Here is a 23,940-nt window from a genome sequence, read left to right as displayed (position 1 = left end):
CCGGTCCATATTCCTGCCCGGCCCACCCTGAGCGCGCTCGCGGCCGCTGTCAACCCTCTGATCGGCTGACGACGGAGCTCCGGCAGCCGCGGCCCACCCTTTGACAAGCCGAAGACCGCATGGAACGGTCCAGGCATGTGAGCGCCGACCATCCGCGACGTGGCCGACCACGCCGGCGTCTCCAAGTCGCTGGTGTCGCTGGTCCTGCGCGGCTCCGGCCAGGTGCGTCCGGAGAAGCGCGAGGCCGTGCTGCGCGCCGTACGCGAACTCGGCTACCGCCCCAACACCGCCGCGCGCAGCCTGAGCGAGCAGCGCACCCGGACCGTCGGCGTCCTGCTGCACGACCTGCGCAACCCCTGGTACGTGGACCTCCTGGACGGCCTGAACCCCCTGCTCCACGACCACGGTCTGCACATGCTGCTCGCCGACGCCCGGCTGAACCGCCGCACCGGGCAGGACCCGGCCGGCCCCTTCCTGGACCTCCGGGTCGACGGCCTGGTCGTGGTCGGCACCCTGCCCGACCCGGCCGCGCTCGACGCGGTCGCCGAGCGGGTCCCGGTCGTCGTCGCCGGCGCCCGCGAACCGGTGCCGTCCGGTGTCGACGTCGTCGCGGGCGACGACGAGCACGGCACCCGGCTGGCCACCGAGTACCTCATCGGCCTCGGCCACCGCCGCATCGCGCACCTCGCGGGTTTCGGAGCCGTGGGTGAGCTGCGCCGGCGCAGCTTCGAGGCGACCATGCGCGCCCACGGCCTCGCCGACGAGGCGGTGGTCGAGCCCGGCGACATGACCGAGGAGGGCGGACACCGCGGCACCGTCCGGCTGCTCGGCCGTCCGCGCCGGCCCACGGCCGTGCTCGCCGTCAACGACATCGCCGCCGTCGGCGCGTTGTCGGCCGCCGAGGAACTCGGCCTGCGCGTCCCGCACGACCTGTCGGTGACCGGCTACGACAACACCAGCATCTCCCGGCTGCGCCATCTGTGGCTCACCACCGTGGACAACGCCGGCCACGAGGTCGGCCGCCGCGCCGCCCGCTGCCTCCTGGCCCGCTTCGACGCGCCCCGGGGAGCGGGGCGGGTCCACCTGACCGCGCCCACGCTGGAGATCCGCGGCACCACGGCACGGCCGGGAGACGGCGGGCCTAGAGACTGACGGCGTACGCCTTGCGCAGCGTCTCGTGCACCGTCCACGTCGTACGGTCGCCCGCGCGCAGTACGGCCATGTCCCCGGGCCCGACACTCAGCGTCGGGCCGCCCGCCACCTCGATGGTGGCCGAACCGCTGATCACGACGAAGAGTTCGTCCGCCTCGGTGTCGGTGACCACCCCCGGAGTGATCTGCCAGACGCCCCGGACCTGACGGCCGTCCGCCGACTCCCACACGACCTTCCCGGTCACCTCGGGCGTTCCCGAGACGATCTGCTCGGGAGCGAGCGGCTCGGGTTCGAGCTCGGCGTCGGGGATGTGGAGAGCGAAACTGTGCGAAGCGTGGGTCATACGGCGACCCTAGCGAGCCCTTGCGCCGCCCCGGCGCCGACAGGGTGTGCGGTATCGGCCCAGGTGACAGGACACTTCGTCGCGGTTCGACGAGCCGGCGGCGCCGCCGGCCCGGGTGGTCGCGGACACCATGGCGGCCGGGCCCGGACCGCACCGGCACGCATGGCGGACACCATGGCGGCCCGCGCCGGACCGCACCGGCACGACCTACGCGAGGCCGTACTGTCCGGCGGTGTCCACGGCACGGACACCTGACCCGGCATGCCGGCCGTCGTGGCGGCGGTCGTGCCGAACGCGGTCGTGATCGAGCAGGCGGCGGCGCCTCACGGGCGGGGCGACGCGGGCGGCGGCCGGGGGTGGCCGCGCCGGAGCTTCCCGGCACACCCGGGCGCCCCCGTTGCGTAGGCTTCCGTCGCTGGAACCCGCCGCGCGGCGGGCCACCGGCGGCTCCAGGGACTGGCCGCCGGCGGGTGGTGCGCAGTCCCGGTGCGGTGGTGAGCATGACCGGCAGGACGGTACGGGCGGAGCAGGCGAGTGCGACCCGGGAGCTGATCCTGACCGCGGCGGAGCGGCTGTTCGCGGAGCGCGGCGTGTACGCGGTGTCCAACCGTCAGGTGAGCGAGGCGGCGGGACAGGGCAACAACGCGGCCGTCGGCTACCACTTCGGCACCAAGGCCGACCTGGTCCGCGCGATCGTCCGCAAGCACGTCGTGCGCATCGAGGAGATCCGCGCCCGGCTGCTCGCCGACGTCGGTGACTCCGACGAACTGCGGGACTGGGTGAACTGCGTGGTGCGCCCCCTGCTCGAACACCTGGCCGCGCTGGGCAGCCCCACCTGGTACGCCCGTTTCTGCGCCCAGGTGATGACCGACCCGGCGCTGCGGCAGATCATGGTGGAGGAGTCCCTCGCCGCCCCGACGCTGCGCCAGGCGGTCGAGGGTATGCACCGGTGCCTGCCCGAGGTGCCCGCGGAGGTCCGCGCCGAACGCGGTGAGCTGGCCCGTCACCTGATCGTCCACATGCCCGCCGAGCGTGAACGCGCCCTGGCCGCCGGAGTCCGCACTCCGCGCCGCACCTGGGAGGACGCGGCGACCGGTCTGACCGACGCGATCGTCGGCCTGTGGCGGGCTCCGGTCACGGGCGGCCCGCAGGGGGAGTGACCCGGCCGCCGGTGCGCCGGGAACGGCGGGGGCCGTTCACCGGGAGACCGGGCGGCGGCTCACTCCGAGTCGCCGAAGGTGACGACGACCTTCTCGGCGGCGCCCGGGGTCATCGCGAGCTCGAAGGCCCGGTCCACCTCCGCGAACGGGATGCGGTGGCTGATCAGCCGGGCGAACAGGTCCTTGTGCTCGGCGAGTTCGGGGGTGACCTCGAAGATCTCGGTGGGGTACCCCTGGGACGCGATCAGCGTGAGCTCGCTGCGGAGCATGCCCCCGAGGTCGATCGCGTCGGACTTCTTCTGTACGGCGACCATGACCAGCTTGGCGCCCCACTTCGCGGAGTCGACGGCGGCCTGGAAGACGGCGGGCGCTCCGGCGGCGTCGATGTAGATGTCGGTGCCGGCCCGGGGCTGGCCCAGGGCGTTGGCGGCCTGGCCGTGCAGCTCGGTGAGACGGGCGGTGACGTCCTCGCCGGCGGAGTTGATCACGGCGTCCGCGCCGACGGCGAGCGCGGTCTCCAGTCGCTCAGGGATGACGTCGGCGACGACCACGTGCTCGACGCCGCGCAGCTTCAGCCAGATCGTGGCGCCCAGGCCGATGGGTCCGGCGCCGAAGACCACGACCCTGTCGGCCGCCTTCGCCTCGGACCGGTTGACGCAGTGCCGGGCGACCGCCATCGGCTCGTTGAGGGCGGCCACGTCGAAGGGGACGTGGTCGGGGAAGACCGCGACGCTCCTGCCGACCTCGGCGTCCTCGATGAGCAGGTACTCGTTCATGCCGCCGAGTTCGCCGCCGCAGCCGATGATGCCGGACGGGGCACCCTGCGGGTTGACGACCACACGGTCACCGGCCTTCAGGCCCTCGACCTCGGCGCCCACCTCGACGACCTCACCGGCCGGTTCGTGGCCGAGGGGCAGGGCGGTCATCGACCCGCCGGGGCCGAACGGGGCACCGCCCATGTGCAGGAAGAAGGTGTCGGTGCCGCAGATGCCGCAGGCGCGGATCCGTACGAGCGCGTCCCTGGGGCCGGGCACCGGACGCTCCACGTCCACCACGTCGATCTTGTTCTGGGCGCCGGTCAGGACGGACTTCATCGTGGTCATGGAGGGCTCTCTTCTCGCTCTTCTCGGGGCACTGCTGACAGGTGTCGCCGGCTTACGCGAGCCGGACAGGGCGGGGGAGGACAGGAGGGTGCCGGTCTCGCCGGACCCGGCGGCGGGCCGGGAGAGTGGTCCGCCGCCGGGCCCGGACGACCGTGCAGGTCCCCGTCCCCACGAGGCCGGCACGAGGGGCCGTCTCCGCTCGACGCGGCCCCGCTCTGGGTGTGCTCGGTGCTTGACTTAGGCAAGCATGCGCGGCTTACTTAAGTCAAGCAACCTTCTCTGTCGTCCTTGAGTCAGGCCTCGCACTGCTCTTCTGCCGGTTGGTCAGCGACTTCGTCGCCCACGCGGAGGACCCACTGGAGGCGCCGCCCGCCGCCCGCCGCGTGACCGGGGTCGCCGATCCGGGTTGCGGCCTGCGGCCTGCGGCCTGCGGCCTGCGGCCTGCGGCCTGCGGCCTGCGGCCTGCGGCCTGCGGCCTGCGGCCTGCGGCCTGCGGCCTGCGGCCTGCGGCCTGCGGCCTGCGGCCTGCGGCCTGCGGCCTGCGGCCTGCGGCCTGCGGCCTGCGGCCTGCGGCCTGCGGCCTGCGGCCTGCGGCCTGCGGCCTGCGGCCTGCGGCCTGCGGCCTGCGGCCTGCGGCCTGCGGCCTGCGGCCTGCGGCCTGCGGCCTGCGGCCTGCGGCCTGCGGCCCTGCGGCCTGCGGCCTGCGGCCTGCGGCCTGCGGCCTGCGGCCTGCGGCCTGCGGCCTGCGGCCTGCGGCCTGCGGCCTGCGGCCTGCGGCCTGCGGCCTGCGGCCTGCGGCCTGCGGCCTGCGGCCTGCGGCCTGCGGCCTGCGGCCTGCGGCCTGCGGCCTGCGGCCTGCGGCCTGCGGCCTGCGGCCTGCGGCCTGCGGCCTGCGGCCTGCGGCCTGCGGCCTGCGGCCTGCGGCCTGCGGCCTGCGGCCTGCGGCCTGCGGCCTGCGGCCTGCGGCCTGCGGCCTGCGGCCTGCGGCCTGCGGCCTGCGGCCTGCGGCCTGCGGCCTGCGGCCTGCGGCCTGCGGCCTGCGGCCTGCGGCCTGCGGCCTGCGGCCTGCGGCCTGCGGCCTGCGGCCTGCGGCCTGCGGCCTGCGGCCTGCGGCCTGCGGCCTGCGGCCTGCGGCCTGCGGCCTGCGGCCTGCGGCCTGCGGCCTGCCCGACGCCGCGAGGCCGGGACGTAACGCAACGGCGCCCGCGGCCATTTCCGCGTTCACCCGCACCCGCACCCGCACCCGCACCCGAACCCGCACTCGCAGCCGCAGCCGCCCACACCCGCGCCCGCTGCCGTCTGTCACACCCGCACCCGCCGCTGGCCGCCCCCTTCGGGTGGCTGCCCGTCCCGCGCGAGTGATCCTGCGTCGCTCGGGTGATCCTGTGTCGCTCGGGTGATCCTGCATCGCCCGGGTGACCCTGCATCGCACCACCACGCCCGCCCCCTCGGGCGATTCCGCACCACGCCCGCCGGCCCCTCGGGCGCTCCCGTCCCGCACACCCCCTCCCAGTCACCTCCTGGCCCGCCCCCAGAGGACCCATGGCCTCGCGAACCACGCCCGCAATACGGCGGACAAAATTGTTGACAATCTTGTTTGACTAGATTTAGGTTCGACAGGCACTCACTCAGGGAGGGCAACGATGCCGAAAGAAGCCCGTCCGAGCACCGGAGAGCAGGCCAAGCAGCATGCGTTCGCGCAGCTGCGGCAGGCGATCCTGCACGGCGACATGGCACCGGCGCAGCGATTGGTCGAGAACGAACTCGCCGAGCAGTTCGACGTGACACGGGCGAGCATTCGCGCGGCACTCATCGATCTGGAGGCCCAGGGCCTCGTCGAGCGGATCCGCAACCGCGGCTCGCGGGTGCGGGTGGTGACCGTGGAGGAAGCGGTCGCCATCACCGAGTGCCGCATGGTCCTCGAAGGACTGTGCGCGGCCAAGGCGGCCGTCGCGGCGAGTGACGAGCAGGTGGCCGAACTGGCGGACCTTGGCACGGCGATGACCAAGGCCGTGGCCGACGGCGAGCCGGTGACGTACTCCGAGCTCAACCAGGAACTGCACGCCCGGATCCTGGAGTTCTCCGGCCAGCGGACGGCCGTCGAACTGCTGGAACGGCTCAACGCCCAACTGGTGCGTCACCGCTTCCAGTTGGCGCTCAGGCCGGGGCGTCCCCAGCACTCCCTGAGCGAGCATCTGGCGATGATCGAGGCGATCACGGCCAGGGACCCGCAGGCGGCCGAGGAGGCCGTCCGCGCCCATCTCACCAGCGTGATCGAGGCGCTGCGCGACTGACACGCGTGAGGCGGGCGCACACCTGTCCATCCAGGCGAACCGTCTGAACGAAGAGGGATCCGACCCATGACCCAGCCCAACGCGCCCGCCACTCCACGATCGACACTCGTCGTCACCGCGCACGCCGGTGACTTCGTGTGGCGGGCGGGCGGCGCCATCGCCCTGGCGGCCTCCCGCGGGGAGAAGGTCACCATCGCCTGTCTGACCTTCGGCGAGCGCGGTGAGTCCGCCAAGGCCTGGCGCGAGGGCCGGAAACTGGCGGAGATCAAGGCGATACGCAAGGACGAGGCGGAGCGTGCCGCCGCCACCCTCGGCGCCGAGGTCCGCTTCTTCGACGCCGGTGACTATCCGCTGGTCGCCACCGCCGAGCTGACCGACCAGCTGGTCGCCGTGTACCGCGACACCCAGCCCGACGTGGTGCTCACGCACCCCACGGAGGACCCGTACAACGGCGACCACCCGGCCGCCAACCGCATGGCGCTGGAGGCCCGGGTGCTGGCCCAGGCCATCGGCTACCCGGGCCCCGGCGAGATCATCGGTGCCCCGCCGGTCTTCTACTTCGAGCCGCACCAGCCGGAGATGAGCGGCTTCAGGCCCGAGGTGCTGCTCGACATCACCGAGGTGTGGGAGACCAAGCGCAAGGCGATGGAGTGCCTCGGCGCCCAGCAGCACCTGTGGGACTACTACACCGACCTCGCCGTCCGCCGCGGGGTCCAGCTCAAGCGCAACGCCGGGCCCAACCTCGGCCTGGCCCACAAGACCATGGCCGAGGCGTACATGCGTCCGTACCCGCAGATCGCGAAGGAGCTGGCATGAGCGGCGTGATCGTCACCAATCCGCCGAAGGCGGACGCGAAGGACGTCGAGGCGCTGGCGGGGTACGGGGTGGCCACCGTCAGCGAGGCGATGGGCCGCACGGGTCTGCTCGGGCCGGAGATCCGCCCGATCCAGCAGGGTGTCCGGGTGGCGGGCACCGCGGTCACGGTGCTCAGCTGGCCCGGCGACAACCTCATGATCCACGCCGCCGTGGAGCAGTGCGGCGAGGGCGACATCCTGGTCGTCACCACCACCTCCCCCTCCACGGACGGCATGTTCGGCGAGCTGTTCGCCACCGCGCTGCACCGGCGGGGGGTGCGCGGCATCGTGACCACCGCGGGTGTCCGCGACACGCAGGAACTGCGGGACATGGGCTTCGCCGCCTGGTCCCGGGCCGTCTCCGCGCAGGGCACGGTCAAGGCCACCGGCGGTTCGGTCAACGTGCCGGTGGCCGTCGACGGCCAGGTGATCCGCCCCGGCGACGTGATCCTCGCCGACGACGACGGTGTCGTGGTCGTTCCGCGCGAGCGGGCCCGTGCGACGGCCGAGGCCTCCGAGGCCCGTGAGGCCAAGGAGGCCGGCGCCCGCGCCGCCTTCCTCGACGGCCAACTGGGCCTGGACCGCTACGGGTTGCGCGAGACGCTCGTACGGCTGGGGGTCACCTACACGTCGTACGACGTGTACGCGCAGGACGGAGCCGGGGCGTGACCGGGCCCGCGGAGGTGCGCTGCATGCTCATGCGCGGAGGTACCTCCAAGGGCGCGTACTTCCTGGCCGAGGACCTTCCCGCGGACGAAGCCGCCCGCGACGACCTGCTGCTGCGCGTCATGGGCAGCCCCGACCCGCGCCAGATCGACGGCCTGGGCGGGGCCCACCCCCTGACGAGCAAGGTGGCCGTGGTCTCCCGCTCGGCCGACCCGCAGGCGGACGTCGACTACCTGTTCCTTCAGGTCGCCGTCGACCGGCCCGAGGTCACCGACCGGCAGAACTGCGGCAACATCCTGGCCGGGGTGGGTCCCTTCGCCGTCGAACGCGGCCTGGTGGCCGCCGGGGACGACGAGACCGTCGTACGCATCCGCATGCTGAACACCGGAGAGCTCGCCGTGGCGAGCTTCCCCACCCCCGGCGGGCGCGTCGACTACACCGGTGGCGCCGAGATCTCCGGCGTGCCGGGGAGCGCGGCGCCGGTGGTGATCGAGTTCCCGCGGGGCGGCAGTCCGCTGCTGCCCACCGGGCGGGTCCGGGACGTCGTCGTCGGCACCGAGGTGACCTGCGTGGACAACGGGATGCCGACCGTGCTGATCCCCGCGACCGCGGTCGGGATCAGTGGCCACGAGTCACCGAAGGACCTGGAGGAGGACCTGGCGCTCGCCGACCGGCTGCGCGAGATCAGGCTGGAGGCGGGGCGTCTGATGGGCCTCGGCGACGTCGAGAGCGCCACCGTTCCCAAGCTCAGCCTGCTCGCGCCGCCCAAGAACGGCGGCGCGGTCACCACCCGCACCTTCATCCCCGTGCGCTGCCACACCTCGATCGGCGTCCTGGGCGCCGCGAGCGTGGCGGCGGGGCTGCTCCTGCCCGGCGGGGTGGGGGAGGGGATAGGGGAGCTTCCCGCGCGAGGTGACCGGATGCGCATCGAGCATCCCGCCGGATTCCTGGACATCGAGACCAGCGTGGACCCCGGATCCGCTGAGGTCGCGCCCGCGGTCCGCCGTACCGCCGTCGTACGCACCGCACGCAAAATCCTCGACGGCACGGTCTTCCCCCGGTCCGCCGGGACGGCACCGATTCCCCCGCGACCCCAAGGAGGTCAACGATGACTCCGCCGCTCGGCGACATCGCCCACATCGGCCACGCCCAGCTGTTCACCCCGGACCTGGACGCCAGTGTCGCCTTCTTCACCGACTACCTGGGGCTCACCGTCAACGGGCAGGACGGCGACACGGTCCACCTGCGGACCTTCGACGACTACGAGCACCACAGCCTGGTGCTCACCGCCCGCGAGCAGCCCGGCCTCGGCCGGCTCGCGCTGCGCACCTCCAGCGAGGAGGCACTCCAGCGGCGGGTCAGGGCGGTCGAGGAGGCGGGCGGCACCGGGAAGTGGGTCGAGGACGAACCGGGCCTCGGCAAGCTCTACGTCACCACCGACCCGGACGGCCACGAGCACGCCCTCTACTGGGAGAGCGAGCACTACCGCGCCCCCGAGGAGCTCCGGCCCGCGCTGAAGAACCAGCCGCAGGCGAAGCCCAACCGGGGCGTGGGCGTGCGGCGCCTGGACCACATCAACTTCCTCGCGGCCGACGTACTGGCCAACGCGGAGTTCCAGCAGAACGTCCTCGGCGCCCGGCCCACCGAGCAGATCCGGCTCGACAGCGGGAGGATCGCGGCACGCTGGCTGACCTTCACCGACAAGTCGTACGACGTCGTCTACACGTCCGACTGGACCGGCAGCGCCGGCCGGCTGCACCACATCGCGTTCGCGACGGATACCCGGGAGGACGTCCTGCGCGCGGCCGATCTGGCCATCGACGCGGGGGTGTTCATCGAGACGGGCCCGCACAAGCACGCCATCCAGCAGACGTTCTTCCTGTACGTCTACGAGCCCGGCGGCAACCGCATCGAGCTGTGCAACCCGCTCACCCGCCTGGTCCTGGCGCCCGACTGGCCGCTGATCACCTGGACCGAGGAGGAGCGGAAGAAGGGGCAGGCCTGGGGCCTGAAGACCATCGAGTCGTTCCACACCCACGGCACTCCGCCGGTCGCCTGAGACAGGCAGCTCACAGGGGGGATGGGCCGCGCATCGACGTGCGTGGTTCACCCCCCTTTGTCGTCAACCATATTGTTGCTGAGATTGTTGACAAAACTGTTGACTGGTTTCGAACGGATCCTTAGCGTCTAGCGCACACCGGGTCAGCCGCACGAGCCGCCTCGACCCGAGCCCAGCTCTGATCCCCTCCAGGGAACCGCCCCTGGACGAGAGGAAAACAACGATGTCCTCCTCCCCGACGCTGTCCGCTCGCGGCAGCAGACTGGCCCTTCTGGTCGTCGGTCTGTGCTGGCTGGCCGTCCTCTTCGACGGCCTCGACATGTTCATCTACGGCTCGGTGCTGCCGCACCTGCTGGAGACGAAGACCTTCGGCCTCACCCCCGACCAGGCCGGCGACCTGGGCAGCTACGCCACCTTCGGCATGCTGGTGGGCGCCCTGACCGCGGGGACGGTCGCGGACCGGATCGGCCGCAAGAAGCTCATGGTCGCCTGCGTGACGCTCTTCTCGCTGGCCTCCGGTCTGTGCGCGGTCTCCGGCAGCGTCGAGGTCTTCGGCCTCGGCCGGACCCTGGCCGGCGTCGGCCTCGGCGGCCTGCTGCCCACCGCGATCAGCATGGTCTCCGACTACGCCCCGCGCGGCCGCGTCGCTCTCACCATCGGCCTGCTGATGACCGCCCACCACGCGGGCGGTATCCTCTCCGCCTACGTGGCCAAGTGGCTGGTCGACCCCGTCGGCTGGCGCGCCGCCTTCTGGGTCTGCGTGGTCCCGCTGCTCTTCGCCCCGGTGCTGGCGAAGTTCCTGCCCGAGTCGCTGAGTTTCCTGGTCGCCAAGGGCCGCGCCGACGAGGCCCGTGAACTGGCCGCCCGCTACCAGGTCGAGCTGCCCGCCGCGGCCGGCAGGAAGACGGCCGCGGACCGCTGGGACGCCCTGCGGAACCTGTTCCGCGGCGGGGAGTGGGTCCAGACCCTGCTCTACTGGCTGGCCTCCTTCGGCGGCCTGCTCCTGGTCTACGGCGTCGCCACCTGGCTGCCCACCCTGATGCGCGCCGAGGGCTACGCACTCGCCAACGCCCTGACCTTCGTCGTGGTCTTCAACCTCGGCGGCATCGTGGGCATGCTGGTCGCCGGCCGCGCGGCCGACCGCTTCGGCGCCCCGCGCATCTCGGCGGTCTGGTTCGCGCTGACCGCCGCCGGCGTCTTCCTGCTCAGCACCCACATGTCGATGGGCGTGACCACCGTCGTCGTGTTCTTCACCGGCGTCTTCCTCAACAGCGCCCAGACGATGATCTACGCGACGGTCTCCATCCGGTCGACCCCCGACAGCCGCGCCACCGCGGTCGGCTGGACCTCCGGCATGGGCCGCTTCGGCGCCGTCTTCGGCCCGTGGCTCGGCGGCCAGCTGCTCGCCGCAGGCAACGGCGACTGGGGCTTCACCGCCTTCGCCATCGCCGGACTGTCGTCCATGGTGTTCATCGGCATCGCCGCGCTGCGCGGCTCCAGGAAGGCGCCCAGCAGCGCCGCCGAGCAGGAGCTGATCGGCGCCCACTGACCGGAAGGGCCCCGCCCGGGCCGGTACGAACGGACGCCGGCCACCGCAGCGGATGCGGTGGCCGGCGTCCGTTCGTACCGGCCGGGACCCGGACGAGTTCGCTCAGCCCATCTGGTCCTGGGCCGACAGGTGTTCCCCCGCTCAGCGGGTGACGCGTACGCCGTCGAGGGCGACGGACAGGACGCGGTCGCGCTGGGTGTCGTCGGTGAAGGTCGTGGCGGTGATGCCCGCGACCATGCGCAGCAGGTCGCCGAAATCCATGTCCTCGCGGGCCACGCCGGCCTTCTGGGCCCGCTCGAACAGCGGCCCGCCGGCGGCGTACATCGAGTCGCGGCAGGCCAGGAAGACGTCCGACTCGTCGTCGAGCGCCTCGCGTACCGCCCGCTTGGTCACCATATAGTCCGTGAACCGGTCCAGCCACGAGGTCAGTGCCTGCCACGGCTCCAGTCCGGCGACCTCCTCGGCCACCCGGCACAGGGCGTTCACCTCGTCCGCGTAGACGCTCTCGAAGAGGTGGCGACGGGTGGGGAAGTTCCGGTAGAGGGTGCCGATGCCGACGCCCGCCCGGCGGGCGACGTCCTCGAGGGAGGCCTCCGCGCCCTTCTCGGCGAACGCCTCGCGCGCCGCGGCCAGCAGCGCGTCGTAGTTGCGGGCCGCGTCCTTCCGGTGCGGTCGCTGGGACGCGACGATCTCACTGACGGGGAACGACTGAGCCGGCACTGCTGCCTCCCGGGCGGGACGAGGTTGAAGCGGAGGTATACCTCCGCTACAGTGGAGGGGTACCTCCACTTTAGCAGTGCGGGGGTGCGCCCGCCGTGGGCGGAGTGTGCGGCCGCACACCCCGGCCACGACCCGCCACCCTCGCGCCGACCCGGGCCCCGCGCCGTCGCGCCGCCCGGCGGACACCTCACGCATCCCCTCCGCGACCGCTCCCCGCGGCCGTCGTGCGCGCCGCTGTGCCCGCCGCTGCCCCGCAGCGCGCGGCCCGCGGACCCGTGACGGCCGTGGCCGGCAGACCCAGGCCGCAACCAGTTCGGAGAGGCCCTTCATGCCCCGCAAGTCCACCCGCCTCACCTTCGCGGTCCTCGCGACCGGTGCCGGCGTGTTCTCCATGCTGCAGTCGCTGATCGCGCCGGCCCTGCCGACCGTCCAGCACGCGCTGCACACCTCGCAGTCCACCGCGACCTGGGTGATGACGGCCTACCTGCTGTCCGCCTCGATCTTCACGCCGATCCTCGGCCGGGTCGGCGACCTGGTCGGCAAGAAGCGCACGCTGGTCGCCGTCCTGTTCACCGTGGCCGTCGGCTGTCTGCTCGCCGCGCTCGCGCCGACCATCGGCGTACTGATCGCCGCCCGGGTCGTCCAGGGCGTCGGCGGGGCGCTGTTCCCGCTGTCCTTCGGCATCATCCGCGACGAGTTCGCCCCGTCCGAGGTGGGCCGCAGCATCAGCAACCTGTCCGCGGTGATCGCCGCGGGCGGCGGCGTCGGCATGGTGGCGGCCGGACCCATCGTGACCGCGCTCGACTACCGGTGGCTGTTCTGGATCCCCGTCGGCATCGTCGTCGTCGCCACCCTCATAGCCCTGCGCTACGTGCCCGAGTCGGTCAACAGGGCGAGCGGCAAGGTCAACTGGCTCGGTGCCGGTCTGCTGTCGGCCTGGCTGGTGGCCCTGCTCCTGCCGCTCAGCCAGGCGGCCGTGTGGGGCTGGGGCTCGGCCCGGGTGATCGGGCTGTTCACCGCAGCCGTCGTGCTGTTCGGGCTGTGGCTGCTCGCCGAGGCGCGCTCCCGCACCCCACTGATCGACCTGCGCGTCATGCGGCTGCCCGCCGTGTGGACCACCAACACCGCGGCCCTGCTGTTCGGCGCCGGCATGTACGCGATCTGGTCGTTCCTCCCCGGCTTCGTGCAGACGCCGCGCTCGCCCGGGTACGGCTTCGGCGCGAGCGTCACGGCCGCCGGTCTGCTGATGCTGCCCATGCTCGTCGCGATGTTCCTCTCCGGGATGCTCAGCGGTCGTCTCGAACCGGTGCTGGGTGCCAAGGCGCTCCTCACCACCGGTGCCGCGCTCGGCGCGCTCGCCTGCGGCTTCCTCGCCCTCTGGCACGACGAACAGTGGCAGATCGCCGTCGTGGCGGGGGTGTTCGGCCTCGGTATCGGTCTTGCCTTCGCCTCCATGGCCAACCTGATCGTCGGCAGCGTGCCCGCCGACCAGACCGGCGCCGCGACCGGCATGAACGCCAACATCCGCACCATCGGCGGATCGATCGGAGCCGCCGTGACCGGTGTGCTGGTGACCGGCCGGCTCCAGCCCTCGGGCCTGCCGTACGGCTCCGGCTACACCCACGGCTTCACCCTGCTGGCCGTGCTGTGCCTGGCGGCCGCGCTCGCCGCGCTGCTGGTGCCGTCCCGCCGGGCGGGACGCCTGTCCGGGACGGCCCGGGCTGCGTCCGACCCGTCGGGCACGCGGTCGGCGGACAGCACCGGCTCCGCCACGCCGGTCGCGACCTCTGTGTCCACCCCGCGCGGCTGACACCCGCCGTGGCCGCCCCGGTTCTCGTGCACCGGGGCGGCCCCGCGCATGGGGTAGGGTTTGGCTGCGCGTTCACACGGGTCACCGTGGGACGGCACCGGGACGTGGCGCAGCTTGGTAGCGCACTTGACTGGGGGTCAAGGGGTCGCAGGTTCAAATCCTGTCGTCCCGACTTGCGAAGTAGCAGGTCGGAGGTCATTTCCAGTTCATCGGAAGTGGCCTCTTCGTCGTTCTTGGGGACCGGACGGGGACCGAGCGCCAGGGTGCGCTCATATAACGCCCCTTGGCTCGGTGAAGTGCGTTACCAGGTTGATCGTCACTTGCTCTGAACCGCGCAGACCTTTCCCTTGATGCCGCGTCCGGCCGACAGCGCACGGCCGCGCACCACTGGCGCCCCCATGACGGGGCCATTGGGCCATTGGGCGATTAGGTGCGATATGTGCTTGATCTTGCCTTATGCGGTCTTTAGTGTTCGCCGGGAGGGAATCGCTGCGAGGTCCGAGTCCCGTGACGCCGTCCGGAAGCGAGGTGTGGAGCGCGTGCACGTGAAGTGCGGCTGCCGGCCCGTTCCGGGTCACAAGGGACGTCCCAGAGGGACGCGATGGCTGCGGGCGTTCGCCGTACTGCCGTTGCTGGCGTCGGGGGTCGCCGCTTGTGGCAGTGACGAGGGTTCAGGCACGCCCACCCTCAACTGGTACAACTTCCCCGACGACTCCGGTGCGCTCCAGAAGGCGGCCGACCGGTGCAGCCAGGCGTCGGGCGGCCGCTACAGGATCAGCTACAACAAGCTCCCGCGTGCCGCGGACGGCCAGCGCCAGCAGCTTGTCCGGAGACTCGCCGCCGAGGACGACTCGCTCGACATCCTGGGCCTGGACGTCACCTGGGCGGCGGAGTTCGCCGAGGCACGGTGGATCCGTGAATGGACGGGGACGGCGAGGCGGCAGGCCGTGGAGGGCACCCTGCGCGTACCGCTGCAGACCTCCACCTGGAAGGGCAAGCTGTACGCCGTCCCGTACAACACGAACACCCAACTCCTCTGGTATCGCAAGGATTTGGTGCCCACCCCGCCCAAGACCTGGGCCGAGATGCTGAACATGGCCAGCGACCTCGCCAAGCAGGGCAAGCCACACTTCGTGGAGATCCAGGGCGCCCAGTACGAGGGTCTGACCGTCTGGTTCAACAGCCTGATCAACAGCGCGGGCGGCTCCATCCTCAACAGGAGTGCGACCGCGCCCTCCCTCGGGGCGCCCGCCGTACGGGCCGCCGGAATCATGCGCGACCTGGCCAGGTCTCAGGCCGCGGACCCCTCCCTGTCCAACCAGATGGAGGACCAGAACCGCCTCGCGATGGAGTCGGGGGCGGCGGCGTTCGAGATCAACTACCCGTTCGTCTATCCGTCGATGAAGGCGAACAACCCGAAGCTGTTCAAGGACTTCCGCTGGGCGCCGTACCCCAGGGTCGACGCGGACCGTCCGTCACGGCCCACCATCGGCGGCATCGACCTGGCGGTGAGCGCCTACTCGCGCCACCCCCAGCTGGCCTTCGAGGCGGCCCTGTGCCTGCGAAACCGGGAGAACCAGCTCACCGCGGCGCTCGAGGGCGGCCTGCCGCCCACCCTGCGCGGTATCTACGACGAGGCGCCGTTCGTCAAGGCGTACCCCTTCGCCAAGGAAGTACTGGCCGCCCTGCAGACGGCGAGCGTCCGCCCGCTCACTCCGGCCTACCAGAACGTGTCGATCGCGGTCTCCCACACGTTGTCCCCGCCGTCCGGGATCAAGCCGGTGAGCTCGGTCAACACCATCAGCGAACAGATCGACGATGCCCTGCGATCCGAGGGTGTGATCCCGTGAACCACCGTCTCCCGCACCACCCCGCCGACCGGCGGCCCCGTGCGTGGGTCTCCGCCCCAGGCGGTCCGAGATGAGCATGCAGGCTGAACCGGCCGGCGCCCCACCGCCCCCCGAGGCGGAGCAGGCGCGACAGGACCAGGCGGCACTCTCGGCGGGCGCCCGGCAGGAGCGGCGGCTCGGCTGGCTGCTCTGCGCACCGGCCGTCGTCGTCATGATCGCCGTGACCGCCTACCCCATCGGGTACGCCGTCTACCTGTCCCTCCAGCGGTACGACCTGCGCTTCCCGGGACAGGCGAAGTTCGTGGGCCTGAGCAACTACGGGTCGGTGCTGTCCTCCCCGTTCTGGTGGGACGCCTTCTGGGTCACGGTGTTCATCACCGGCGTGTCCGTGGTCATCGAACTGGTCCTCGGCATGGGGCTCGCCCTGGTGATGCACCGGACGATCTTCTGGCGCGGCACCGTACGCACCGCGGTCCTCATCCCGTACGGGATCGTCACCGTCGTCGCCGCCTTCTCCTGGCAGTACGCCTGGACCCCGGACCTCGGGTACCTCGCCGAGCTGCTGCCCAGCGGAGACGCCCCGCTGACCGAGCAGTGGCCGGCCCTGTGGCTGATCATCCTCGCCGAGGTGTGGAAGACGACGCCGTTCATGGCCTTGCTGCTGCTCGCCGGTCTCGCCCTGGTCCCCGAGGAGACCCTGAAGGCGGCCATGGTGGACGGTGCCACCCCCTGGCAGCGCTTCATCAAGATCATGCTGCCGCTGATGAAACCGGCGATCCTGGTGGCGCTGCTCTTCCGCACCCTGGACGCCTTCCGCATCTTCGACAACATCTACATCCTGACCGCGGGTGCCCAGGGGACCGGCTCCCTGTCGATCCTCGGTTACGACAACCTGTTCACCGCGCTGAACCTGGGCATCGGGTCGGCCATCTCGGTCCTGATCTTCATCTGTGTCGGGATCATCGCCTTCGCCTTCGTCAAACTGTTCGGCGCGGCGGCACCCGGCGCGGAGGTGAAGCGCTGATGGCCGCCGTGGGAAAGACGCATGCCGCCCGATGGGGCGTCGTGAACGTGGTGGTGGTCCTGTACGCGCTGTTCCCGGTGTGGTGGATCGCCGCGCTGTCGTTCAAGAAGCCCAGCACCCTGACGGACGGCGACTACATCCCCAGGGAATGGACGTGGGAGAACTACAGCGGGATCTTCAAGACCTCCGAGTTCACCCGGGCGCTGATCAACTCGATCGGCATCGCCCTGATCTCCACGGTGATCGCGGTGGTGCTGGGCACCATGGCCGCCTACGCGGTGGCCAGGCTGCGCTTCCCCGGCAAGCGGGTGCTCATCGGCATGTCACTGCTGATCGCCATGTTCCCCCCGATCTCCCTGGTGTCACCACTGTTCAACATCGAGCGGGTCATCGGGATCTTCGACACCTGGGTCGGGCTGATCATCCCGTACATGACCTTCTCCCTGCCGCTCGCGATCTACACCCTGTCGGCGTTCTTCCGGGAGATCCCCTGGGATCTGGAGAAGGCCGCCAAGGTCGACGGGGCGACGCCCGCGCAGGCCTTCCGGATGGTGATCGTGCCGCTGGCCGCGCCGGGCGTGTTCACCACGGCCATTCTCGTGTTCATCTTCTGCTGGAACGACTTCCTGTTCGCGATCTCGCTGACTTCCACCGAGGCCGCGCGCACCGTGCCGGCCGCGATCGCGTTCTTCACCGGGAGCTCCCAGTTCCAGCAGCCCACAGGGTCGATCGCCGCCGCCGCTGTGGTCATCACCATCCCGATCATCGTTTTCGTCCTGTTCTTCCAGCGGCGGATCGTCGCCGGACTGACCTCCGGGGCAGTCAAGGGGTGAACGGGCCGACCGCGGCAGACAGGCCACCGGTCCGAGACACCGACCGCAGTGCTCGGACCCGGAAGGCATGAAGGCAAGGAGGCACCATCCATGGCCGAGATCATCCTTGAGGGAGTCACCAAACGTTTTCCCGACGGGGCCCTCGCCGTGAAGGACGTGGACCTCGAGATCGCCGACGGCGAGTTCGTGATCCTGGTCGGTCCGTCGGGATGCGGCAAGTCCACCACCCTGAACATGATCGCCGGACTTGAGGACATCACCGAGGGGACCCTGCGCATCGGAGGCCGAGTCGTCAACGACCTGGCTCCCAAGGAACGCGACGTCGCCATGGTGTTCCAGAGCTACGCCCTGTACCCGCACATGAACGTCCGGGAGAACATGGGCTTCCCGCTGCGCCTGGCCAAGGTGGACAAGGACACCGTCAACGCCAAGGTGACGGAAGCCGCTCGGATCCTTGACCTCACCGAGCACCTGGAGCGCAAGCCCGCCAACCTCTCGGGCGGGCAGCGCCAGCGGGTGGCCATGGGGCGGGCGATCGTCCGTGATCCCAAGGCGTTCCTGATGGACGAGCCGCTGTCCAACCTGGACGCGAAACTCCGGGTACAGATGCGCACTCAGATCTCCCGGCTACAGCGGCGTCTGGGCACGACCACCGTGTACGTCACCCACGACCAGACCGAGGCGATGACGCTCGGCGACCGGGTCGTGGTCATGAGACAGGGCCTGGTCCAGCAGATCGGCACACCCGCCGAACTGTACGACTTGCCGCGCAACATCTTCGTCGCGGGCTTCATCGGCTCCCCGGCGATGAACTTCCTGAACGCCACCTTGGAGGGCGGCGCCCTGCGCTCGCCCCTGGGCGATCTGACCCTCGACGACCGTACGAGGCAGGCGCTGGAAAGGCAGAACGCCCCTCGCGAGGTCATCCTCGGGCTTCGGCCGGAGGCCTTCGAGGACGCGGCCCTGTCACACGACCGGGACCGGACGGGCCCGGTCTTCACCGCCGCCGTGGAGGTGGTGGAGTCGCTGGGTTCCGATGTGTATTCCTACTTCAGCGCGGAGGGCGGGGCGGCGACGACTGCCGAACTGGAGGAGCTCGCCAAGGACTCGGGTCTGCGCGACACCGGCGCGGACACCCATCAGATCGTGGCCCGCCTCGACGCCGCCACGTCTGCCCGCGAGGGCGAAACGGTGGAGCTGCAGGTCGACATGACCAAGGCTCACGTGTTCGACCCGGCGACCGGAACGAACCTCACGCATCCCGTGAGGGCGGACTGACGATGCGGCAGCCGACTGCGCGGGCGTCCCGGAGAAGGGGTGTCCCTGTGGAGGTGGTGCGTAGTGTCAGGCGGCCCCGGCGGCCGGTGCACGGCACTCCTCTGAAGCGGCTTGCGTGACCGGTCCCGACGGTGCGAAGGGCCTTGCGGGCGAGAGCCCGCGGGGCCCTTTCACGTGCTGCGACACGCACCGCGTCGAGTGCCGCTTACTGCGCTCCGCCCACACCGCCGCAACCAGTCGGTGGACGTCCCCTTGACGCGGCCTGGATGCGGATTCACACTCCCTAGGGGAATCCTAGTGAACAGGTAGGGAAACATGGGGCGCGTCGGACCGGTCAGGAGTCGTGTGAGCCCTACGACCCCGCCGTCGCCCCTTCTGACCTCCCGCCGCCACATCGATCTGCAGCGTGTCTGCAGCGCGATCAGGCCGCCCCTCGGCTGAGCCCGGCCGCACCCCGCGCCCCCGGTGTCCTCCACGACACCGCCCCTGACGGCGCGCGCGAGTGCCCGCCGCACGCCGATCGCCCGACGTCGCTTCCGCCGCGCGTACGTCTGCGCACCTACCCCGGGGAGATCCATGTCCGTCACGCCGCTCGCCCCCGCCACCTCCGCATCCTCGGCCCCCGCCTTCCGCGGCCGCATCGGCCGGGACGCGCGCAGCGGGCACTACGCCGTACCGCGCCGCTACCGCCTCCATCTCTCGCCCGCCTGTCCCAACGGGCTGCGCATCGCCGTGGTCCACAGCCTGCTCGGCCTCACCGACGTCTGTCCGGTGACCGTCCTGGACGCCGTCCCCGACTGTTCCGACGGGGGGTACTCCGCACTGCGTCCGCTGTACGACGCGAGCGCGCACCGGTATGCCGGCGCGGCCGCGGGGCCGGTGCTCAGCGACGACTGGTCCGGCCGCATCGTCAGCACCCACGCCCCGGACGTGACGCGCGACCTGGCCCGGCACTTCGGCGGCGGCCGTCCGGCGCTGTACCCGTGCGGCGCCGAGACGGAGATCCACTCAGTGGAACGGCTGTGCGCCCGCGGCGTCGACGCGGCCGCGCAGCGCGCCGGACGTGCCGACGTCGACGCGACGGTGCGGGCGGCGGCGCTCGACACGCTGTTCGCCACGCTGGGATCGCTGGAGCGGCGGCTGGCCGCGCACGACTACCTGGTGGGCGACCAACTCACCGCAGCCGACGTCGAGTTGTGGGTCACTCTGGTCCAACTCGACACCGTGCACCGCCACCACCTGGACGCCGCGGCGGTACATCGCGTCGCCGACCACCCCGCCCTGTGGGCCCACGCCCGCCACCTGGCCGCCCACCCGGCCTTCGCCGCCCACCTCGACCTCGACGGCATCGCTCGCCGCCATCACGCCCGCTGCCGGGGGCTGGAGGCCGCCGGCGCGGCCGTACAGATCCTCGACTGGGCGGCCCACGCCGCCCGCAGGCCGTAGCCGTCCGGCCAACCGTCCACCCGGGCCGTCCACCTGATGGACCGGCGTTGACAGTCGTTCGGTGATTGTCTTGAATCAGCCCCAGAACGGTCATGAGTGTCAGCGACAAGCCCTGGCTAGCTGACCGGCAACCCTCGCACGCGGTGGGGTGCCCCAGGTGACGACCGGACCGGATGCCCTTTCGGTAAGCGCGAGGCCCACTGGGCCGTGACAGTGACAGGTGACGACATGTACGCAGCTCCCAGGACGGCCGCACGCCGCCCCTCGGGCTGCGTACCGCCCTGCGTGAACCGCCTGGTCGCCGATCGCCCCGTCGATCTGCTCCGCGTCAGCAGCGCACTGTGTAGCGCACCGGGCTGTGCCCGCTGTCGAGGCTGACGACTTCTCCGTAGGCCTGACCGCGCCGCCGCACCGCCTCTCGGCTCTCTGCCGACCCGTCTTCTGACGAACACCGCCCGCGCGGTGTGCCGTTGTCCGCCCAGCCCCCGGTTCCGCGCCATCCCGTGCGTCGCGTCGCGCAGCAGGCCTGTCCCCGTCCCGCTGCCGCGCCGTAGCCGCTCGACGCCGTCGCGGTCCCAGGTGTCCGACTCCGCCGGAGCCCCTCCATGAGTGAACCCCCTGGCGCCGCCGTGTCCCTCGCCGAGGCACCGCCACCCGCTGATACCCCGTCAAAATCCTTTACCGCCCAGCGGGTTCAGCCGCTGCGTCGGCCCGGCCGCTGGATCGCCACCGCGGTGGTCCTGGTCCTGGCGGCCCAGTTCGCCCACGGCCTGGTCTCCAACCCCTTCTACCAGTGGGACCGCTTCGGCTACTGGTTCCTGCGGCCGACCATCGTCGACGGGCTCCTGATCACCCTCGAAGTCGCCGCGTACAGCGCCGTGCTGGGGTTGCTCGGCGGCATCCTGCTCGCGCTGGCGCGGCTGTCGAAGAGCCCGGTGCTGCGGGCGGTCAGCTGGACCTACGTCTGGGTGCTGCGCTCGGTGCCGCTGATCGTGGTCCTGATCTTCCTGTACAACTTCAGCGCGCTCTACCAGACGTTGAGCGTCGGTGTGCCCTTCGGCCCCGCCTTCTTCAGGTTCGACGAGTCGAAACTCGCCACCGACATGGTCGTCGCCGTGATCGGCCTCAGCCTCAACGAGGCCGCGTACGCCGCCGAGGTGGTCCGTGGCGGCATCCTCTCCGTCGACCAGGGCCAGCACGAGGCGGCCGCCGCCCTCGGCCTGCCGAAGGGCTACCAGTTCACGAAGATCGTGTTCCCGCAGGCCCTGAGATCCATCACGCCGAACTACGTCAACCAGCTGATCGGCCTGATCAAGAGCACCTCGCTGGTCTTCTACGTGTCCCTGCTCGACCTGTTCGGCTCCGCACAGTCGATGGGCTCCACGTATCCCGGTGACATCGTGCCGCTGCTGCTGGTCGTCACCGTCTGGTACCTGATCCTCACGACCCTCGTCTCCGTCGTCCAGTTCTACGTCGAGCGGTACTACGCCCGGGGCGCCACGCGCTCCCTGCCGCCGACGCCGTTGCAGAAGCTGCGCACCGGTCTCACCGACCTGCGGGCCCGCATACGCAGGGAGGCAGCCGTATGACCGCCGAGATCCTCGAGATCGCGCCCGCCGCGGTCGAGATCCACGACGTGCACAAGTGGTACGGCGCCCACCGGGTGCTGGACGGCATCGACCTGACCGTGCGGCCCGGCGAGGTGACCGTCATCCTGGGCCCGTCCGGCTCCGGCAAGTCCACGCTGCTACGGGTGATCAACCACCTGGAGAAGCCGGAGATCGGCCACGTCAGCGTGGGCGGCGAGCTGATCGGCGTACGGCGGCACGGCGTGGGGCTCAAGGAGCTCAGCGAGCGGGCGATCCTGGCCCAGCGCAGCCGGATCGGCTTCGTCTTCCAGAACTTCAACCTCTTCCCGCACCTGACCGTTCTCGACAACGTCGCCGCCGCGCCGGTCGCCACCGGGAGGCTGTCCCGGCCCCGGGCCCTGGAGCTGGCGCGCGATCTGCTCGACCGGGTGGGCCTCGGCGACAAGATCGGCGCCTATCCGCGGCAGCTGTCGGGAGGCCAGCAGCAGCGCGTGGCCATCGCCCGCGCCCTCGCCCTGCGGCCCGGCGTCATCCTCTTCGACGAGCCGACCTCGGCCCTCGACCCCGAGCTCGTCGGCGAGGTCCTCGCCGTCATCAAGGATCTGGCGACCAGCGGTACCACCCTCGTCATCGTCACCCACGAGGTCGGTTTCGCCCGGGAGATCGCCGACCGGGTCGTCTTCATCGACGGCGGAAGGATCGTCGAACAGGGGCCGCCCGGCGAGGTGCTCGACCGGCCGCGCAACGAGCGGACGCGGGACTTCCTCAGCAAGGTGCTCTGACCCACCGGGACACCGTGCCCCACGACTTCCCCCCACGCCTCACCCTTCACCCTCTCTCCTCAGCGACAAAGGACGGCCATGCCTACCCACCTCACCCGACGCAGCCTGCTTCGCGGCATCACCGCGGCCACCGCGGTCGCCACCCTCGCCACCGGGCTCGCCGCCTGCGGTGGTGACAGCGACGCGGCCACCAGCACCGGGAGCGCCTCCGGAACCGTGACCGTGGGCCAGTTCTCCAACGGCGCCGCCAAGGAGACCACCCTCAAGGTGTCCGAGGTCAAGTCCATCAGCGCGGAACTGCCGGACGCCATCAGGAAGAGCGGCAAGCTCGTGATCGGCAGCGGCACTCTGCCGTCCGGTTCCGCGCCGCTGGGATACGTGGGCAGCGACCAGAAGACCCTCACCGGTTCGGAGCCCGATCTCGCCCGCCTGGTCGCCGCGGTGCTCGGTCTGAAGGCCGAGACCAAGCGGTTCACCTGGGAGAACCTCTTCGTCGGCATGGACAGCGGGAAGGTCGACGTGGCCTTCACCAACGTCACCGACACCGAGGAGCGGAAGAAGAAGTACGAGTTCGCCTCCTACCGGCAGGACAACCTCGGCTTCGAGGCGCTGAAGTCCGCCGGCTGGAAGTTCGACGGTGACTACGAGAACCTCGCGGGCAAGACCGTCTCGGTCGGCGCGGGCACCAACCAGGAGCGCATCCTGATCGCGTGGAAGAAGAAGCTGGAGAGCGAGGGCAAGAAGCTCACCATCAAGTACTTCCAGGACAACAACAGCACCTACCTGGCGCTCAGCAGCGGCAAGATCGACGCCTACTTCAGCCCCAACCCGAGCGTCGCCTACCACGTCACCCAGACCGCGCGCACGAACGCGCCGACGGTCAACGCGGGCACCTACTCAGGCGCCGGCGCGTCCCTCCAGGGTCTGATCGCGGCGACCGCCAAGAAGGACAGCGGGCTCGCCAAGCCCCTCGCCGACGCCATCAACCACCTGATAGACAACGGCCAGTACGCCAAGTGGCTCGCCGCCTGGAACCTCTCCAACGAGGCGGTCGCCAAGTCCGAGGTCAACCCGCCCGGGCTGCCGCTGACCGACTCCTGATCACCGCGATCCGGACGTACGAGTCGACCGGCCCCACCCCGCGCCGCCGCTCGACCGTCGTCCGGGTCCGCAGACCCGGAACAGACGGCGCGCCGGGACCGTTGTGACGAGGGACGAGACGCGCTCGACGCGGGCCCGCACGGCCCACCGGGCCCGACGCACGGAGGTGACGGACATGGCACGCGTACTGCGGTCCGTCCACCTCCACTCCCGGCCGCACATCGACCTCCAGCGTGTGGCCGGCGCGCTCTGTTGCTCCTGACCCCGTTGCCCATGCCCGGCCCCCCTCCCCGTGAGGGCCGGCGCTCTCGTACGGACCTCCAGGAA

General features: G+C 71.3%; 22 protein-coding genes, 1 tRNA gene and 1 riboswitch. Of the genes, 20 read left to right on the top strand and 3 right to left on the bottom strand.

Translation table 11 applies throughout. From position 1 onward, the window contains the following. Positions 1–159 precede the first annotated feature (159 nt). Complete coding sequence (locus OG985_RS10080) at positions 160–1,152, top strand: LacI family DNA-binding transcriptional regulator (RefSeq protein ID WP_371667928.1); 993 nt, start codon at positions 160–162, stop codon at positions 1,150–1,152. On the opposite strand, the gene OG985_RS10075 is transcribed toward OG985_RS10080, so the two are convergent. Then, positions 1,142–1,495, bottom strand: a complete 354-nt coding sequence (locus OG985_RS10075; protein WP_371667927.1) for a cupin domain-containing protein — start codon at positions 1,493–1,495, stop codon at positions 1,142–1,144. The genes OG985_RS10080 and OG985_RS10075 overlap by 11 nt on opposite strands. Positions 1,496–1,995: 500 nt before the next feature. Between OG985_RS10075 and OG985_RS10070 the strand changes: the two genes are divergently transcribed. After that, complete coding sequence (locus OG985_RS10070; protein WP_371667926.1) at positions 1,996–2,655, top strand: TetR/AcrR family transcriptional regulator; 660 nt, start codon at positions 1,996–1,998, stop codon at positions 2,653–2,655. A 59-nt stretch (positions 2,656–2,714) separates the two neighbouring features. Here OG985_RS10070 and OG985_RS10065 read toward each other — a convergent pair whose 3' ends face one another. Then, complete coding sequence (locus tag OG985_RS10065) at positions 2,715–3,758, bottom strand: zinc-binding dehydrogenase (RefSeq protein WP_371667925.1); 1,044 nt, start codon at positions 3,756–3,758, stop codon at positions 2,715–2,717. A gap of 1,643 nt (positions 3,759–5,401) precedes the next feature. On the opposite strand from OG985_RS10065, the gene OG985_RS10060 reads away from it, so the two are divergent. From OG985_RS10060 to OG985_RS10035, 6 genes are all read left to right on the top strand, one after another. Further along, positions 5,402–6,052: a GntR family transcriptional regulator gene (locus tag OG985_RS10060; RefSeq protein WP_371667924.1), complete on the top strand. Its 651-nt coding sequence runs from the start codon at positions 5,402–5,404 to the stop codon at positions 6,050–6,052. 66 nt (positions 6,053–6,118) lie between these two features. Then, positions 6,119–6,868 carry a PIG-L deacetylase family protein gene (locus tag OG985_RS10055; RefSeq protein WP_371667923.1) on the top strand — a complete coding sequence of 250 codons (750 nt, stop codon included), beginning with the start codon at positions 6,119–6,121 and terminating at the stop codon, positions 6,866–6,868. After that, complete coding sequence (locus tag OG985_RS10050) at positions 6,865–7,575, top strand: 4-carboxy-4-hydroxy-2-oxoadipate aldolase/oxaloacetate decarboxylase (protein WP_371667922.1); 711 nt, start codon at positions 6,865–6,867, stop codon at positions 7,573–7,575. Before OG985_RS10055 ends, OG985_RS10050 begins: the two co-directional genes overlap by 4 nt. Next, positions 7,572–8,684, top strand: a complete 1,113-nt coding sequence (locus OG985_RS10045) for a 4-oxalomesaconate tautomerase (protein ID WP_371667921.1) — start codon at positions 7,572–7,574, stop codon at positions 8,682–8,684. The genes OG985_RS10050 and OG985_RS10045 overlap by 4 nt, the downstream gene beginning before the upstream one ends. Further along, positions 8,681–9,631: a catechol 2,3-dioxygenase gene (locus OG985_RS10040; protein WP_371667920.1), complete on the top strand. Its 951-nt coding sequence runs from the start codon at positions 8,681–8,683 to the stop codon at positions 9,629–9,631. Before OG985_RS10045 ends, OG985_RS10040 begins: the two co-directional genes overlap by 4 nt. A 223-nt stretch (positions 9,632–9,854) precedes the next feature. After that, entirely contained in the window at positions 9,855–11,180 is a 1,326-nt protein-coding gene (locus tag OG985_RS10035) for an MFS transporter (RefSeq protein ID WP_371667919.1), read from the top strand. A gap of 141 nt (positions 11,181–11,321) precedes the next feature. Here OG985_RS10035 and OG985_RS10030 read toward each other — a convergent pair whose 3' ends face one another. Continuing rightward, complete coding sequence (locus tag OG985_RS10030; protein ID WP_371667918.1) at positions 11,322–11,900, bottom strand: TetR/AcrR family transcriptional regulator; 579 nt, start codon at positions 11,898–11,900, stop codon at positions 11,322–11,324. A 328-nt stretch (positions 11,901–12,228) separates the two neighbouring features. Here OG985_RS10030 and OG985_RS10025 point away from each other — a divergent pair, with 328 nt between their 5' ends. From OG985_RS10025 to OG985_RS09970, 12 genes are all read left to right on the top strand, one after another. Then, positions 12,229–13,710, top strand: a complete 1,482-nt coding sequence (locus tag OG985_RS10025) for an MFS transporter (RefSeq protein ID WP_371667917.1) — start codon at positions 12,229–12,231, stop codon at positions 13,708–13,710. A gap of 98 nt (positions 13,711–13,808) precedes the next feature. Then, positions 13,809–13,882: transfer RNA gene (locus OG985_RS10020), tRNA-Pro, on the top strand. A gap of 367 nt (positions 13,883–14,249) precedes the next feature. Continuing rightward, positions 14,250–15,560 carry an ABC transporter substrate-binding protein gene (locus OG985_RS10015; RefSeq protein WP_371667916.1) on the top strand — a complete coding sequence of 437 codons (1,311 nt, stop codon included), beginning with the start codon at positions 14,250–14,252 and terminating at the stop codon, positions 15,558–15,560. Positions 15,561–15,630: 70 nt separating this feature from the next. Then, the gene (locus OG985_RS10010; RefSeq protein ID WP_371667915.1) at positions 15,631–16,584 is read left to right on the top strand and encodes a carbohydrate ABC transporter permease; all 954 of its coding nucleotides are present in this window, start codon (positions 15,631–15,633) and stop codon (positions 16,582–16,584) included. Beyond that, entirely contained in the window at positions 16,584–17,417 is an 834-nt protein-coding gene (locus tag OG985_RS10005; protein ID WP_371667914.1) for a carbohydrate ABC transporter permease, read from the top strand. Before OG985_RS10010 ends, OG985_RS10005 begins: the two co-directional genes overlap by 1 nt. Positions 17,418–17,507: 90 nt before the next feature. Next, on the top strand, positions 17,508–18,695 hold the full coding sequence (locus OG985_RS10000; protein ID WP_371667913.1) for an ABC transporter ATP-binding protein: 1,188 nt from the start codon (positions 17,508–17,510) through the stop codon (positions 18,693–18,695). A gap of 315 nt (positions 18,696–19,010) precedes the next feature. Then, complete coding sequence (locus OG985_RS09995; protein WP_371667912.1) at positions 19,011–19,136, top strand: putative leader peptide; 126 nt, start codon at positions 19,011–19,013, stop codon at positions 19,134–19,136. Positions 19,137–19,271: 135 nt separating this feature from the next. After that, on the top strand, positions 19,272–20,141 hold the full coding sequence (locus OG985_RS09990; RefSeq protein ID WP_371667911.1) for a glutathione S-transferase C-terminal domain-containing protein: 870 nt from the start codon (positions 19,272–19,274) through the stop codon (positions 20,139–20,141). Between the two features lie 88 nt (positions 20,142–20,229). Then, positions 20,230–20,338: riboswitch (SAM riboswitch) on the top strand. Positions 20,339–20,746: 408 nt separating this feature from the next. Beyond that, positions 20,747–21,730, top strand: coding sequence for an amino acid ABC transporter permease (locus tag OG985_RS09985; protein WP_371667910.1), 984 nt, complete (start codon positions 20,747–20,749; stop codon positions 21,728–21,730). Continuing rightward, positions 21,727–22,512, top strand: a complete 786-nt coding sequence (locus tag OG985_RS09980) for an amino acid ABC transporter ATP-binding protein (RefSeq protein WP_371667909.1) — start codon at positions 21,727–21,729, stop codon at positions 22,510–22,512. Before OG985_RS09985 ends, OG985_RS09980 begins: the two co-directional genes overlap by 4 nt. Positions 22,513–22,590: 78 nt before the next feature. Continuing rightward, positions 22,591–23,613 (top strand): ABC transporter substrate-binding protein, encoded by a 1,023-nt coding sequence (locus tag OG985_RS09975; protein WP_371667908.1) that lies wholly within the window; start codon positions 22,591–22,593, stop codon positions 23,611–23,613. A 175-nt stretch (positions 23,614–23,788) separates the two neighbouring features. Then, a complete protein-coding gene (locus OG985_RS09970; RefSeq protein WP_371674320.1) occupies positions 23,789–23,875 on the top strand; it encodes a putative leader peptide in 87 nt (28 codons plus the stop codon). The last annotated feature ends 65 nt before the right edge of the window (positions 23,876–23,940 follow it).

Source organism: Streptomyces sp. NBC_00289 (assembly GCF_041435115.1).
Classification (GTDB): domain Bacteria; phylum Actinomycetota; class Actinomycetes; order Streptomycetales; family Streptomycetaceae; genus Streptomyces.
The sequence above is the reverse complement of the archived record's forward strand: the minus strand, read 5'-3'. Positions and strand labels throughout refer to the sequence as shown.